11 protein-coding genes and 1 pseudogene are annotated in these 15,339 nt (G+C 35.5%); 4 read left to right on the forward strand and 8 right to left on the reverse strand.

Going from position 1 to position 15,339, the window contains the following annotated elements; all coding sequences use genetic code 11:
* The first annotated feature begins 181 nt into the window (after positions 1-181).
* From clpB to CGC52_RS09750, 3 genes are all read left to right on the forward strand, one after another.
* Positions 182-2,770 carry an ATP-dependent chaperone ClpB gene (gene clpB / locus CGC52_RS09740; protein ID WP_095894245.1) on the forward strand — a complete coding sequence of 863 codons (2,589 nt, stop codon included), beginning with the start codon at positions 182-184 and terminating at the stop codon, positions 2,768-2,770.
* Between the two features lie 192 nt (positions 2,771-2,962).
* On the forward strand, positions 2,963-4,141 hold the full coding sequence (locus CGC52_RS09745) for a hypothetical protein (protein ID WP_095894246.1): 1,179 nt from the start codon (positions 2,963-2,965) through the stop codon (positions 4,139-4,141).
* Between the two features lie 118 nt (positions 4,142-4,259).
* Complete coding sequence (locus CGC52_RS09750; RefSeq protein WP_095894247.1) at positions 4,260-5,624, forward strand: hypothetical protein; 1,365 nt, start codon at positions 4,260-4,262, stop codon at positions 5,622-5,624.
* 772 nt (positions 5,625-6,396) lie between these two features.
* Here the strand turns inward: CGC52_RS09750 and CGC52_RS09755 are convergent.
* From CGC52_RS09755 to CGC52_RS09785, 7 genes and pseudogenes are all read right to left on the reverse strand, one after another.
* On the reverse strand, positions 6,397-6,810 hold the full coding sequence (locus CGC52_RS09755) for a VOC family protein (RefSeq protein WP_095894248.1): 414 nt from the start codon (positions 6,808-6,810) through the stop codon (positions 6,397-6,399).
* A 150-nt stretch (positions 6,811-6,960) separates the two neighbouring features.
* A complete protein-coding gene (locus CGC52_RS09760; RefSeq protein ID WP_095894249.1) occupies positions 6,961-7,917 on the reverse strand; it encodes a DUF4300 family protein in 957 nt (318 codons plus the stop codon).
* A gap of 101 nt (positions 7,918-8,018) precedes the next feature.
* Positions 8,019-8,927: a cysteine synthase A gene (cysK, locus tag CGC52_RS09765; RefSeq protein ID WP_095894250.1), complete on the reverse strand. Its 909-nt coding sequence runs from the start codon at positions 8,925-8,927 to the stop codon at positions 8,019-8,021.
* Positions 8,928-9,021: 94 nt separating this feature from the next.
* Complete coding sequence (locus CGC52_RS09770; RefSeq protein ID WP_095894251.1) at positions 9,022-9,843, reverse strand: serine O-acetyltransferase; 822 nt, start codon at positions 9,841-9,843, stop codon at positions 9,022-9,024.
* Positions 9,844-9,969: 126 nt separating this feature from the next.
* A complete protein-coding gene (locus tag CGC52_RS09775) occupies positions 9,970-10,380 on the reverse strand; it encodes a DoxX family protein (RefSeq protein WP_095894252.1) in 411 nt (136 codons plus the stop codon).
* Positions 10,381-10,393: 13 nt separating this feature from the next.
* Positions 10,394-11,058 (reverse strand): annotated as a pseudogene (locus CGC52_RS09780) (pirin family protein).
* 434 nt (positions 11,059-11,492) lie between these two features.
* Entirely contained in the window at positions 11,493-11,969 is a 477-nt protein-coding gene (locus tag CGC52_RS09785; RefSeq protein ID WP_095894253.1) for a YceI family protein, read from the reverse strand.
* Positions 11,970-12,205: 236 nt separating this feature from the next.
* On the opposite strand from CGC52_RS09785, the gene CGC52_RS09790 reads away from it, so the two are divergent.
* Positions 12,206-13,138, forward strand: a complete 933-nt coding sequence (locus CGC52_RS09790) for a YeiH family protein (protein ID WP_095894254.1) — start codon at positions 12,206-12,208, stop codon at positions 13,136-13,138.
* Positions 13,139-13,285: 147 nt separating this feature from the next.
* Here CGC52_RS09790 and CGC52_RS09795 read toward each other — a convergent pair whose 3' ends face one another.
* Positions 13,286-15,304, reverse strand: coding sequence for a pitrilysin family protein (locus tag CGC52_RS09795; RefSeq protein WP_095894255.1), 2,019 nt, complete (start codon positions 15,302-15,304; stop codon positions 13,286-13,288).
* Positions 15,305-15,339: the final 35 nt, after the last annotated feature.

The raw sequence follows: 15,339 nt of genomic DNA on the forward strand, positions 1-15,339 counted from the left end.
TTCTGTTTTTTTACAAGTTTTTAGAGTTGAAAACTATTCAAATATATGCATTAATGATTGATAATAAGTAAATTTTGTCATGCTTTGTGTTAGTTTAATATTTAAAAACTGACAAAAAGTCATTTTTTATCCAATGGTATATAACTTGACAATAATTGAGTGAATCTAAAAAATGTAAACGATGAATTTTAACAACTATACCATTAAATCGCAGGAGGCTATTCAAAGAGCCCAGCAAATTGCTCAAGGTTATGGGCATCAAGATTTGCAAATTGAACATATTTTCAAAGGAATTGAAGAGGTAGATAATAATGTACTTCCGTTTCTCTTGAAAAAACTGAATGTAAACGTAAGTATGCTGAATCAAAACGTTCAAAAAGCATTGGATTCTTACGCTAAAGTCAGTGGAGGTAGTATGTCGCTATCGCGTGAAAGTGCCGAAATGTTGAACAAAGCGAGTAATATCGTCAAGGAAATGAACGACGAGTACGTTTCTGTGGAGCATTTGTTATTAGCAATTTTAAAAACAAAAAATAAATTATCACAAGCTATTAAAGATCAAGGTATTACGGAAAAAGAATTAGAGAAGGCTATTCTCGAACTCCGCAAAGGAGAGCGTGTGACTTCAGCTTCTGCCGAAGAAACCTACAATTCGCTGAATAAATATGCTAAAAACCTAAATCAATTAGCCGATAGTGGAAAACTCGATCCTGTGATTGGTCGAGATGAGGAGATACGCCGTGTGCTACAAATCCTTTCGCGAAGAACCAAAAATAACCCTATGTTAGTCGGTGAGCCTGGAGTTGGGAAAACGGCTATCGCCGAAGGTTTGGCTCATCGTATAGTACAAGGTGATGTTCCTGAAAACCTGAAAGATAAGATTATTTTTTCTTTAGATATGGGAGCCTTGATTGCAGGAGCCAAATACAAAGGAGAATTTGAAGAAAGGCTCAAGTCGGTTGTGAAAGAAGTAACAACTTCCGATGGCAATATCATTTTGTTTATTGACGAAATCCATACTTTAGTAGGTGCTGGAGGAGGCGAGGGAGCTATGGATGCTGCCAATATTTTGAAACCTGCCTTGGCACGAGGCGAACTCAGAGCCATCGGAGCTACGACTTTGGATGAATATCAAAAATATTTTGAGAAAGATAAAGCCTTAGAGCGTCGTTTCCAGAAAGTTATGGTAGAAGAACCTGATACGGAAAGTGCTATTTCTATCCTCCGAGGGATTAAAGAAAAGTATGAAACCCACCATAAAGTACGTATCAAAGACGAGGCTATAATCGCAGCGGTAGAACTCTCAGAACGATATATCACCAACCGTTTTCTGCCAGATAAGGCAATAGACCTCATGGACGAGGCTGCGTCCAAATTGCGTATGGAAATCAATTCTAAACCTGAAGAGTTAGATGTCTTGGATAGAAAAATTATGCAATTAGAAATTGAAATTGAAGCAATTAAGCGTGAAAATGACGTCGAAAAACTTCAATCTCTCAATGCAGATTTAGCAAATTTTAAAGAAGAACGCAACCATATTTTTGCACAATGGCAAAGCGAAAAAACCTTAGTAGATGAGGTTCAAAAGGCAAAAACCAACATTGAAAATTACAAATTGGAAGCAGAGAAAGCCGAACGTGAAGGCAATTACGGAAAAGTAGCCGAACTTCGCTATGGTAAGATAAAAGAAGAACAGGACAAACTTGAAACTCTGCAAAAAGAGCTGGACAACCAAAAGGATAAAGCCCTTGTTAAAGAAGAAGTTACTCGCGAAAACATTTCAGAAGTCATCGCTAAATGGACGGGCATTCCTGTAACCAAAATGATGCAAGGAGAACGTGAAAAATTACTCCATTTGGAAGAAGAACTTCACAAACGTGTGGTTGGTCAGGAAGAGGCTATCGAAGTGGTTTCTGATGCCATTCGCCGAAGTCGTGCAGGTTTACAAGATGTTAAAAAACCGATTGGATCATTCCTTTTCTTAGGGACAACAGGAATCGGAAAAACCGAACTTGCAAAAGCTCTTGCTGAATATTTGTTCGATGATGAAAATGCTATGACCCGAATTGATATGAGCGAATACCAAGAGCGTCACTCTGTTAGCCGATTGATAGGAGCTCCTCCAGGATATGTGGGATATGACGAAGGAGGTCAACTCACTGAAGCTGTACGACGAAGACCTTATTCGGTAGTGCTGTTGGACGAAATTGAAAAAGCACATCCTGATACCTTCAACATTCTATTGCAAGTACTGGATGAGGGACGATTGACCGACAACAAAGGACGTACTGCCGATTTCAAAAATACCATCATCATCATGACTTCCAATATTGGTAGTCATCTGATTCAGGAAAGTTTTGAAAAACATAGCAAGGATATTGAAAAGGCTACTGAATTGGCTAAAAATGCTGTTTTACAGTTGCTTAAACAAAGCGTACGTCCCGAGTTTATTAATCGTATTGATGATATCGTAATGTTCACACCTCTTTCAAAGGCAAATATTAAAGAAATTGTGCAATTGCAATTCCGAAATATCATCAGGCTCGTTGCACGTGAAAATATCGTGCTAGATGCTACCCCTGAAGCAATTGATTACTTAGCTGAAAAGGGTTATGACCCTGAGTTTGGAGCAAGACCCGTAAAACGCGTATTACAAAAAGAACTGCTCAACAAACTTTCAAAAGAAATTTTACAGGGAAATATTACCACCAACAGCGTGATACTTGTAGATTCTTTCAATAGTCAATTGGTTTTTAGGAATATAAAATAAACCAGTGAGGTTATCCGAAAAGTCAGTATTTGTAAAATTTTGTCATTCCAACAAAAGGGAAAATCTTTAAAAGAAGCACAACTTATAAGGATTTATCCCTTCTCAGAATGATATTACTCTGACTTTTCGGATGCCTCTATTTTCATTTATTCGATAAAAGTTATACCTTTGCTACATCGAAAAAATAATTAAATGAAAATCAGTATTCGGCAAGATTTGTATTGGTCTTTTTCCTATTTTTTAATTATTATAGGATTCGGGACTTTCATGCGATTAACACATGCAGTGCCTGATTTATTTAGTTATAATTATCGATATGTTCTACATACACACTCGCATATCGCCATTTTGGGATGGATTTACACAACCCTTACAGCCCTACTTAGCTACTCATTTATTCCCCTTGAAAAAGCTAAGCAACATCGTCGTATTTTTTATCTGACACAAATCTCTCTATTGGGGATGCTTTTCAGTTTCCCTTTCCAAGGATACGGAGCTATTTCGATTTCATTTAGTGTCTTGTTCCTTCTATTTTCATATTACTACAGTTATTTTTTCCTTAAAAATTCAAATACACAAGAGCATAAGCAGTTGATTTCATACCGGTTTGTACGAATGGGTATTTTCTATTTAATTCTTTCAAGCGTAGGTATTTGGATGATTCCTGTAGCGATTGCAACCACTGGAAAAGATTCAAACCTGTATCAAGCATCCATTTTCTTTTTCTTAGATTTTCAATATAATGGCTGGGTTTTGACAACCCTGATGGGACTTTTTCTTAAAAAAAATCATACTGATAGAATTACATCTCCTTGGATTAATAAAATTTTCTATGGCTTTCAAATTGGTGTTTTTGGAGCAATAGCTGTTTCATACATAAGTATTTTTGATAGTATTTTCTTACATCTTATTGCTACAATTAGTTCCCTAGTTTGGATGCTTTCGATAGGAGCTGTCATCTATTTCTACATACAGAAATATCCCTTTAAAAATGTTTTAAGCAACGGGTTTGTCTTTTTGTTTATTACTAAGGTTTGTATGATGTTTTTCGCTTCTATTCCTTATTTCAAAGAGATTATTTTTTACAATAATGACTTTATAATGAGTTATTTGCACTTTAATTTCTTAGGAGTTGTCAATTTTGGGTTGTTATATCTTTTGAAAGAAAATAATCTTTTGAATTTGAGTAGAATATCAATACTTGTATACATTGCAGGATTTCTCACTACTGAGTTTTTAATTGCTTACAAAGGTATTTGTCTTTGGTTAGGTTGGGCTTTTTTTGAAAATTACTTTCTTTTACTGAGTTTGGCAAGTGGTATTTTCTTAATTTGTGTAAGCGAATGGTTGTTCAGGATAAACCGAAATTAGCTTCTAAATATTGTTATAACTAACTCTTTGTGAAAATATTAACTTTTTTTTAAGTATAACTTTTTTTTTCATGTAAATAAAAGGTCTTAATTTTGCCTAAATTAAACACACCAAGCACATGAAAAAAATATTTTTTTTACTACTGATGCTGAGTACTTTTAGTATAAGAGCTCAGCAGTCTTTTTCGGGGTTCAGAGTCAGCCCGTACGGAGGTATTTATTCAATTATCAATAACCCAGCTGAAGCTGTTGGTGGAATGCACAAAAAAGGAGTTAATCTTTTATCATTTGATGGAATTTTTTCCAATAATAAGGTGCCTTTATCACTCAGCGGTTTGTCTGATAGTTTTGAAAAATTTACAAAAACGGGAGAAGGTTCCGTGTTTTCTCACAATGACCTTGATGCGGATTTCAATCTAGACATACTTGGTCCTTCCGCTTTCTTTAATATAGGGAATAAAAATGCGATTGCTATTACCTCACGAGTTCGTGCCATTGCCGATGCAAGAGGAATAGATGCTAAAATCTTGGAATCTTATTTTTCTGACACAAATTTAATGGATTTAGCAGCTTATCCTTCTATTAAAATTGATAATCAGCATATTTTGGTAAATGCTTTCTCCGAAGTAGGAGTTTCATGGGGAAGTATTGTTTTTAGTAATGAAAAACATACAATCAAAGTTGGAGTTACCTTGAAAGCTATCCAAGGAATTATTAGTTCGCGTGCAGGTTTTGATGATTTTTCTGGAGCTATTAAATTGGAGCAAAAAAAGGATGATGTTATTCTAAACGTATCTGGTACAGGTGATTTTAGTATCAATAACGGAGGTATTAATATTTGGGGAGAAGATTCGGATTCTAAGTTTAGACTGCAATCAAGTGCTTCAACTTTTGTTTTTGATGCTGGATTTGCATACGAATACCGAAAAGAGCCTTGTCCAGATTGTGAAAAGACTCCTTACGACTTTAAGTTTGGATTAGCTTTCACCGATGCAGGAAGATTGAATTATACAACCACTGAAAATTCAAAAAAATACTCAATTAATTCGTCAGTAACGTCCGTAGCATTGAACTTAGACAATTTGCAACGTGATCTGGATAGAAGCAATTTGGTTAGCCAAACCTCATTAAAGGGGAAAACCTTTACTTCATCTCTTCCCGTGGCTTTGCGAATTTATGCGGATGCTCGTATTTTGCGAAAATTTTTCGTTGATTTTTCAGGGCAATTTGCTTCATCTGACAAGAAAGATAAAATCTACAACGCTGCCTACGCTAATAGCTTTGTACTAACACCTCGATACGAATCAAGATGGATAGGATTTTATTTACCCATAGCTAATACACAACAAGTAGGAACAACAATAGGTACAGGACTTCGTGTAGGGCCATTAGTAGTTGGTTCAAGTAGCATTATAAGTAATTTATTTTCAAACAATACCAAGGGAATCAATGTTTTTGCAGGTATAACTTACCAGTGGCATTAATTTTTTTGAGTTCAGTACTTAATTGATATATTTTTTAATGGTTCAACACTGATTTTTCAGTATTTTGGCCACTTTTCATCGGCATTGAAGATTTGGCGTTAGGAAAATCAACGAATAAAACAAAGTAAGCGAAAACTTGGAGCTTAGTATGTGGAAAATTTTCCATTGTTCGAAGCGACCGCAGAAAGCAGGTTTGGAAAAATTTGTCGGAAGCCGACTGCTTATTTTTTAATGCCCGTGCGGATCGCACTTTTGGTTCTTCTTCATCTAAGGAAAAGAACAGTGTGTGAAAATAAATAATGAACTCAAAAAAATAATTTTTAAGAATGAAAAATATAGGCTGTCCGATTTTTTATGGACAGCCTTCTTTTATAGACAATGTGGTAAAAATGGAGCTTAAAAACCTTGTAAATTATTGTTTTTTATAGATTATAAGAGTTATAGTGAAGCCTTTTTTATTATAACTTTTTATCTCCAAGAAGAAATTAACCTTGCATAGAGGGCTTCGTTTTGGGGCTAAAAGAACTTTATAAAGTGGTACTTATATTTTAAAAATCTATAAGTATAAGTTTTTTTAGCCATAAGGGTTCATCCGATAGTTTTAATAATAAAGAAGCTGTTGGAAAAGTCTCCAACAGCTTCCTTACTATTTCCTATTATCTAAACCCTACCGCCTATTTGGACAGAATACATCTTCCTTCTTCTGCACAATTCACAGAATTGGTCATGTTTGAGGTCGTCTATGAAAATAGGTTTATGTGTGGTAAAAGTTTCACCCTTCAAAAATAATCATCCAAGAGATACCAAATTTATCTTGGAAACTTCCGAAATAGCCAAAAAACTGCTCTTCCATAGGCATTTCTATTTCGCCCCCTTCGGAAAGTACGTGGAAAAGGTGGTCGGCTTCGGCTTTGCTATCTACGGCTATGCTCACATAGTTGTGATTGCCCGTAGTAAGTTTCTGCCCAAGCGATTCGAAAATGTCCGAACCCATTAGTTTATCGTTTTCGCCTATCGGAAGTTCGATGTACATCAAGCGGTTTTTCTCATTTTCAGCCACTTCCATTGGAGTTTCATCAGAGCGAACCATCATTGTAAAATCGCCTCCGAAAGCCTTTTTGTAAAAATTGAACGCCTCTTCGCAATTCCCGTTAAAATTCAAATACGGATTGATTCTTGTTGCCATTTTTATCGTTTTTAAATTATTCTGAGCAAAGATAGTCAGAACAAATCAAAAAAATATTGCTATAAGACATTTTTTAAGGATTACAAACTGCGAATAATCATTTTAAGATTTGAAAAAATATTATAAAAGCAAAACAAATATCTTTGGACATTACGAACTCTGTTCTATTTTTTTATTCGGATTGGGTCTATAGCCTTCTATCAGTTGATTATTTTCAAAGATAAAGGGTGCGGCTGTAGGTTGGTTCCATTCCACATCGTAACGGTTCATGAGGTAATCATTAAGTTCCGTTCGATTGTTGAATTTCAGTGCTTGATAAGGCTCTTGGAAAGATAATTTTTCAATGAAAATAAGTTTTCCATTTTCAGAAGGTACCAATACCCCGATATGCCCGATAAACAAATGATTGTCTTCGGTATCGAAAAATGAATGGAAAAATACCGAGATTAGAGAAGCCTTGGTTTTATCTTGATTGTGAAGAAAAGTAATGCCTCTATCTTTCCAATATTTCTGAACAATTTCCACATGTTTGGTTACTTCTTTACCTTCTACGGTTGGGATTTGAGCATAAAAAATTGTAAATTTCTCTCGTTGTTTTGCTGAAAATATTTCTTTATCACAATTATCAAGAGCATGTTCGTCTAAAAACAGATTTTTCTTGTTGTTGATTGTTTTTTTTGTATCAACGGTAAAAAAATCGGCAAACATATCAAACGAAGTGATACGACAATTGTAGCCAGGGAATACTGGATTTTTGGATTCCCATTGCATCTGTATACCTGCTTCGTTATATTCTGGTGCTAATTCATTGGAAATGACGAATCCTTTATCTACCATTCCTACATCAGTAACCGTTTGGTTAAAGGTATTTACATTTTCAAAAAAAGTATCTACTGCCAAAGGTGTAATTCCAGCCTTTAACATTGCCTCTTTTACTTCTTCTTGGCTGGCTTTATCTACCAAATTAGAATATTCTATACTGGAAATAAAAGGCTGTGGGACATTTTCTAATGCCGTCTGTGGGGTTTCGGTCTTGGGCGTGGTAGTTTTATTACAACTGCACAGTGCCGCTAAAGATAATGCAATAATCAATATATTTTTTTTCATCATGTTCTATTTTATTTGAAGCAAAGGTACGAAATAAAAAGCGTTCTTAACAAACACATATAAAATAAATGATTGGAAAAAATTCCAATCACTTCATAAATTTAAAAAAGTCCTTCCACTGACCAATATCTTTCGCCGGTATCATAATTTATGGTAAGAATGGTGGTGTTTTCAGGCAACTCATCTATTTTTTGTGCAATGGCTGCGAGAGATGCTCCTGTGGAAATTCCGGCTAAAATACCTTCTTCTTGGGCTAGTCTTTGGGTATAAACAAAGGCATTTTCTTTACTCACCTGAATGGTTCCATCTAAAATTTCAGTATTGAGAACTTTGGGTACAAAACCCGCACCAATGCCTTGTATAGGGTGTGCTCCTGGATTTCCTCCACTGAGAACTGGGGAAAGTTCTGGCTCCACAGCAAAAGATTTTAACTCAGAAAATTTCTGTTTTATAATCTCCGAAATTCCTGTAATATGTCCACCTGTGCCTACGCCCGTGATGAGGTAATCAATTCCCTCTGGAAAATCATTAAGAATTTCTTGAGCAGTTGTATTACGATGAATTTCAGGGTTAGAGGAGTTTTCAAACTGCTGTGGAATCCAAGTGTTTTCGTTTTGCTGTGCCAATTCCTGAGCTTTTTCAATGGCTCCTTTCATACCTAATTCTCTTGGTGTTAATACGATATTGGCACCATAGGCAGTCATAAGTTTTCTTCTTTCAACACTCATACTTTCAGGCATTACCAATGTTAAATGATAACCTTTTACTGCCGAAACCATAGCTAATCCTACTCCTGTATTCCCCGAAGTAGGTTCTATGATTTGGGTATTTCTATTGATTTTTCCTTCCTTTTCAGCGGTTTCTATCATTGCTAAAGCAATTCTATCTTTGATGCTTCCCCCTGGATTGCTTCGTTCTAATTTTATCCAAACATTATGTTTAGGAAAAATTTTACTCAATCTGACTACCGGCGTTTTCCCAATAGTTTCTAATACATTATTGAATTTCATATTCTGTATGATTTTAAATATTAAGAATGTTTTTTGTTATATTTTTTCCTTTTTACAGGAAAATTTATCGGTGTATCCATATCATTTAATAGGTTTATATGGAAAAATTAATCGGTTCGGGTGAATTTTCTTGGCTTCTGATGATGGTTTTGTCTTTATAATATACTAAACTATAAGGGAATATACTTTCTGTAATCCAAACATTTCCTCCGATGGTAGCCCCCTTACCAATGATGGTTTTTCCGCCCAAAATAGTAGCTCCTGCATAGATGGTTACTTCATCTTCTATGGTAGGATGCCTTTTGGTATTGGCAATGCTTTTAGATACAGCCAACGCCCCTAATGTTACATTCTGATAGATTTTTACACGATTTCCTATTTGAGTGGTCTCTCCTATTACAATTCCTGTGCCGTGATCAATAAAGAAATATTCTCCAATATTTGCCCCTGGATGAATATCTATTCCCGTTTTGCTATGGGCAAGCTCTGTCCAAATTCTTGGAATTAGTGGGATTTTTTGAAGGTGCAGCTGATTTGCAAATCTATAAATTGCGATAGCATAAAACCCTGGGTATGAAACTTTAATTTCCTCTATATGCGTGGCAGCAGGATCACTTTCCAAGAAAAATTGAGCGTCTTTTTCTAATGTTTCATAAATGCTAGGAATCTCATTAAAAAAAGTTTCGCATATCTGTGCGGTATTTTCTTGTTTTACATCGTTTATTATTTCTTTAAACTGATTTTTAAAACTGACAAATCGGCTTTCAATCTCCGTTTGAGAATCACATCTTTGAGGCTCTAAGAAAAATATAAACCGAAAAAAAGAATCTATAAATTGTTCTATTTTCTGTTTGTTTAAATCATATTTTCTATCACAATAACCTGTTTTTAAGTACTCTAAAAAATTGTTTTTCATAATATCAGATGTGAAATAAAAATGTTTTTTTTAACGAAAAGAATATTTATCCACGATTTTTTCAAACTAGGCTTCAACTTAAAAAACGCCCCAATTAAGGGGCGTTTTGTTATCATTTTATTTGTTTTAATCCCACTGATTATTCGTAGATACAGCGTATTTCCCACCGCCTGTAAAGGCTAATGCCAAAGCTCCGAAGAGGAACAATCCTGCAAGTTCTGCCACCCAACCGCCGTGCTGTGTGAGGGCAAAAAGGTTGTCGTATCCTAAGAACAGAATCATCAAACCTGTGGCTGCCAATACCAATGCCGAGATACGCGTACGGAAACCAATTACGATGAGGAGCGGTGCAATAATTTCTCCTACAAAAACACCATAGCTGATAAACGTTGGTAATCCTTTGGCTTCCAAGAGCGACTGAATGTATCCCAACGCTCCTGAATTCAGTAATTTATGGATTCCGTGTGGAATCATTAGCAATCCTACGGAAAGACGAAGAATTAAAAGTCCTAAATCTTTGTTTTGAAATATACTCATCGTAATTTAATTTTTATGGTAACTGCATTGGTACTTCCATCAATAGAATTTGTGAATCCTCAAGTGCTTCTAAATCAAATTCTGAAGTATCGTAAATTCCGTAACCGTCTCTTTGGTCTAATACTTGGTCGCCTATTTTTGCTTTTCCTTTGATAACGAATACATACACCCCATTACCTTCTTTATTTAGCTTGTATGTTTTTGAATTTCCTGCGGTAAAGTTCGCCATATTGAACCACGCATCTTGGTGAATCCATACACCAGCATCATCAGGGTTAGGGGATAGGATTTGTTGGAAATCGTTGATTTTCTTATCTTTTTCGATGTTGATTTGATCGTAACGAGGTTTAACTCCTTTTTGACGAGGAAGAACCCAAATTTGCAAGAATTTCACGGTTTCACCTTGGTTGCCGTTCATTTCGCTGTGCATAATTCCTGTTCCAGCACTCATTACTTGGATTTCTCCTTTACGGATGAGACCTTCATTACCCATACTATCGCCGTGTTTTAGGTCGCCCTCCAAAGGAATACTGATGATTTCCATATCTCGGTGTGGGTGTGTTCCGAAGCCCATCCCACCTTTTACGGTATCGTCATTTAATACACGAAGAACACCGAAGTTCATTCTCCGTGGTTTGCGTGTCCTCTGCTGTCTGCTTTATGATAAACTGCTTTCATTTGATTGTTATTTTTATTGTTTGAATTTGTTTTTTGTCCGAAACTGCAACTGCTCAAAAGTGCTGCACTTAAAAATAATAAAATTTTTCGCATCGATTTAATTTTTTAATACTTTGTTATTGATGATGCAAAGATACTACGGACATCCACCGCTAAACATTGATATAAATCAAGAAAGGATACTCTTTGAAACAACTTATCCTCTCAATATTCTAATGTATTGAAATATAAATAATTACCTATCTATTTTTAAAGAACAGAATTTATGTATAACAAGGCAAATGTAGAGGTTTTATTGATTATATGCAAGAGTTTGTTTTATTAAAAACAATTATTGTAACTTTGTATGTTCATAAAACTCTTTAGAGAAAAATCATCATAAATGAAATTTATTGATTTGTTTGCAGGTTTAGGAGGTTTTCATTTGGCATTGTCTAAATTGGGCCTCCTGTTTCCAAAGCGGCATTCCAGTTCAGTCCAAAATCCTTTCTGTTGATTCGTCCTCTTACAGAAAATCCTAATTTTTCATTTCCCCAAGGATCCTTGCTAATTCCTCCAAAATCTACTTCTAAATCTATCTCTTTGGTAATACCTTTTATAGTAAGGTTTCCTACCAAAGTGTACTCATCGTCCGATTTTTTGGTAAGAGAAGTTCCTTCGAATTTCATTTCTGGGAAGTTTTCTACATCGAAGAAATCGGCACTACGCAAGTGGTTGTCTCTGTCTTCGTTGTTGGTAAAAATAGAAGTAGTTTTTACCTGTGCATTTACTTTTGAAGTTGCAAAATCTTCGCCAAGAATTTCCACTGAAAAATCTTTGAAACTTCCTTTTACGTTAGAAATCATAAGGTGTTTTACCCTGAAATTCAATTCACTGTGAGCGGTATCTAATGACCATTTTACTGTTGACATATCTTGTTTATTTTTAAATTCGCTGCAAAGGTATGCGGTTTTTTCTACCCTGTCATTGATGTAAGTCAAGAAGTGATTTTTGCTTTTTACGATTGGTTAAAAGAAATTGTACTTAAGGGGTAAATGTAGTCACAACAAATAGTTTCTTCCTCATTTGGTTAATAATAAAAAACTACTGAAATTTGCACCTCAATATCCTTAGTACGTTGATATAGCCGATAAAAAAATATTCATTTATGAAAAATAACACCCTGCGAAAATTCCTTTTCTTGATGCTTGCGGTATTTTCATTATCTCCTTGGGTGTCTTCGCCCATTGCTTTGGCATTAGGAATTGCTTTTGCTTTTACACTGAAAACACCATTTCCACTGCCTAAAATCAATCCGGTTATTCATCGATTGTTAAAGTTTTCCATCATAGGATTAGGTTTTGGATTGCAACTCAATGAAGCACTCAAAGCAGGGCAAAACGGATTTTTGATTACCATTATGAGTATTGGTTTTGTACTGATACTAGGCGGATTGTTGAGTAAAATATTAAAACTCGATAAGATACTCAGCTACCTCATCGGTGTGGGGACGGCCATTTGTGGGGGTAGTGCCATTGCAGCTATTTCGCCCATTATTAAAGCCAATGGCAAGCAAATTTCGGTGGCTTTAGCGGTTATTTTTACGCTCAATTCCATTGCTCTTTTCATTTATCCTCCTGTGGGGCATTTGCTTGGACTGAGTCAGGAACAATTCGGGTTATGGTGTGCCATAGGGATTCACGATACGAGTTCGGTGGTGGGTGCCGCTAATAATTATGGCGAAGAAGCCCTAAAAATCGCTACAACGGTAAAATTAGCCCGAGCCCTTTGGATTATTCCGCTGAGTTTACTGACGATGTGGCTATTCAAGGGCAAAAGTAACCGAATAAAAATTCCTTGGTTTATAGGTGGTTTTGTGTTAGCCATATTGGTAAATACTTACCTTCCTATTCCCGAGGTGATTACAAATACCATTACCCTCACAGCAAAAGCAGGATTGCATCTTACGCTATTTCTTATAGGCAGTACACTCTCTTATGAAACCCTACGAAATGTAGGTGTAAAACCTCTGATTTTTTCCGTTTTACTATGGATAGGCATTAGTCTTTTAGGGCTTTTAATGGTGTATGAAATGATGTGAATATTCTGAGAAAACACGTAATCTATTCCTAAAAGAACTCCCAAATTAAGTTCTAAACCCCATAAAAACATAATAATTCTATGTTTCTATGGGGTATAGCTCTAAAGGTATTATTTTCCTTTCGTTTAACTTATATGTTAACAGCGATTATTTAAAATCAGCATCAGAAACGCCTTCATTTATCTTTACGCCAGAAGTCTTGAATTCAAAAGTCATTCCTGCAGATGAAACCGAAATCGCATATGGAACTTTTACTCCTTTCACTTCACGATAATCATCATAAATAACGATATTTTCAATTTTTTGACCTCCCATTTCAACTGTGGTTTTCTCTCCTACTTTAAGTCCTGAAACTACATCATAGTACAAATTCTTTTTATCTGTCAAAGCGATAACATAGGCATCAGCTCCATTAAATGATTCAATAGCAACTAATTTTATATTGTTATTGTTCAGCATATTAACTTCTGGGAAAACACCTGATTCCATTTGAGCTATTGCCACTTCGTCATCTGAAACCGGTATTTTTTGTCCTTGAGCCTCGACCGAAACTGTTTTACCATTAACGATTTGCTTTGACAAGGTCATACCCATTCCTGTGATAAGTTGTAAAAATTTATCAGTACCACTACGTTTGATTTCAAAATCAAGAGCAATTCCCTGCATCTCACCTTTCGCTTGGATAGCAATGGTTTTAACGCTTTGTGTCTTCCCTACAGATTTTAGATAATTTTCCAATACCGTTTTAGCCGTCACACCTGCTGGAATTTCCTTAGTATATACAGCTTTAGCTGTTGGATTACCTAACTTATCGAAGTAGTACACAGGAATTGACTTCCCGTTGAAAGTAATAGCTTCTAATTTGTCTGCAACTTCACTTCCTTTACTTACTACTGTGAAACGTAAATTGTTGTTTTTGAAATATTTATTAGCTACTCGTTTAATATCTTCTTTGGTAACGGCATTAATATTTGCTACATAATTTTTGTAGAAATCAGCAGGTAGGTTTTGCGTTTTGATGTTAATCGCGTATCGAGCTATAGTTTGTGGGTTTTCTGTTGCCATGATGAAGCTACCTAAATAGCTAGCTTTCGCTTGTGCAATAAGATCATCTGCAACTTCTTCATTACGAATACGTTGTATTTCTTTTAATATTTCAACAATAGCTTTGTCCAATACATCGTTTCCTACTTTAGTAGCACCTTCAAAATCTCCTCTTGTCCATTTATTGGCACCTACAGAAGTACTGGCTCCATAAGTAAATCCGTTTTTCTCACGCAAATTCATATTGATATAGCTTCCGAACCCTCCTCCTAAAATGTAATTAGCAATCAATACAGGAAAATAATCCTTGTCAGATATTTTCAAATCTACTAAATTGTTAAAGCGTATTTCAGATTGCACTGCATTTGGCAGATCTACAAAATTGATTTGGGTAAATTCCACATCCGAAGGAGTAGTAATAGGTTTTGGAGTAGATTTTCCTGGTTTCCATTTTTTGAAATATTTTGTAATCAAGTTCTTAGCTTCTTTGACCTTGATATTTCCTGAAACCACAATGTAGGCATTTGTAGGAACAAAGTGTTCTTTGTAGAAGGCTTTTACATCATCTAAGGTAATGCTGTTGATACTTTCTTCGGTAGAAAACTCCCCATAAGGGTGATTTTTACCATAAACTAACGCTCCTTGTACACGTCCTACGATAGATTCAGCACTATTTTCGCCAAACTTAATTCCTTGGAGTAATTTCGCCTTTTCTTTTTCAAATTCTTCTTGCGTGAAGTTTGGATTCAGAGCTGCATCAGCCATTAACTCCAACACACGTGGAAAATATTTTGACAACGAAGATGCATATCCTCCACCTGCTGATAATGAAATATTTGCTGCCAAAAAGTCTACTTCTTCATTGAAAGCATCTTTCGAAATAGAAGTGGTTCCATTACCCAACAAAGATGAAGTAAGGTCTGCTATTCCCATTTTATTCCCCTCAAGCACAGGCGGTTGGTCAATACTCAGACTTATACTGACACGTGGTAATTTATTGTTTTCAACCACCAAAAGGGTCATTCCATTTGATAGTTTGTAAGTATATGGAGTTCCTAAATTAATGACAGGAGTTTTTCCCGAAGTGGGTATTTTGGATCTGTCAATTTGAGCTGTTGCCATTGTTATTATTGATGCAAATATTAACGTTATAACAA

The sequence above is a fragment of the Capnocytophaga sp. H2931 genome, from assembly GCF_002302535.1.
Lineage (GTDB): Bacteria > Bacteroidota > Bacteroidia > Flavobacteriales > Flavobacteriaceae > Capnocytophaga > Capnocytophaga canis.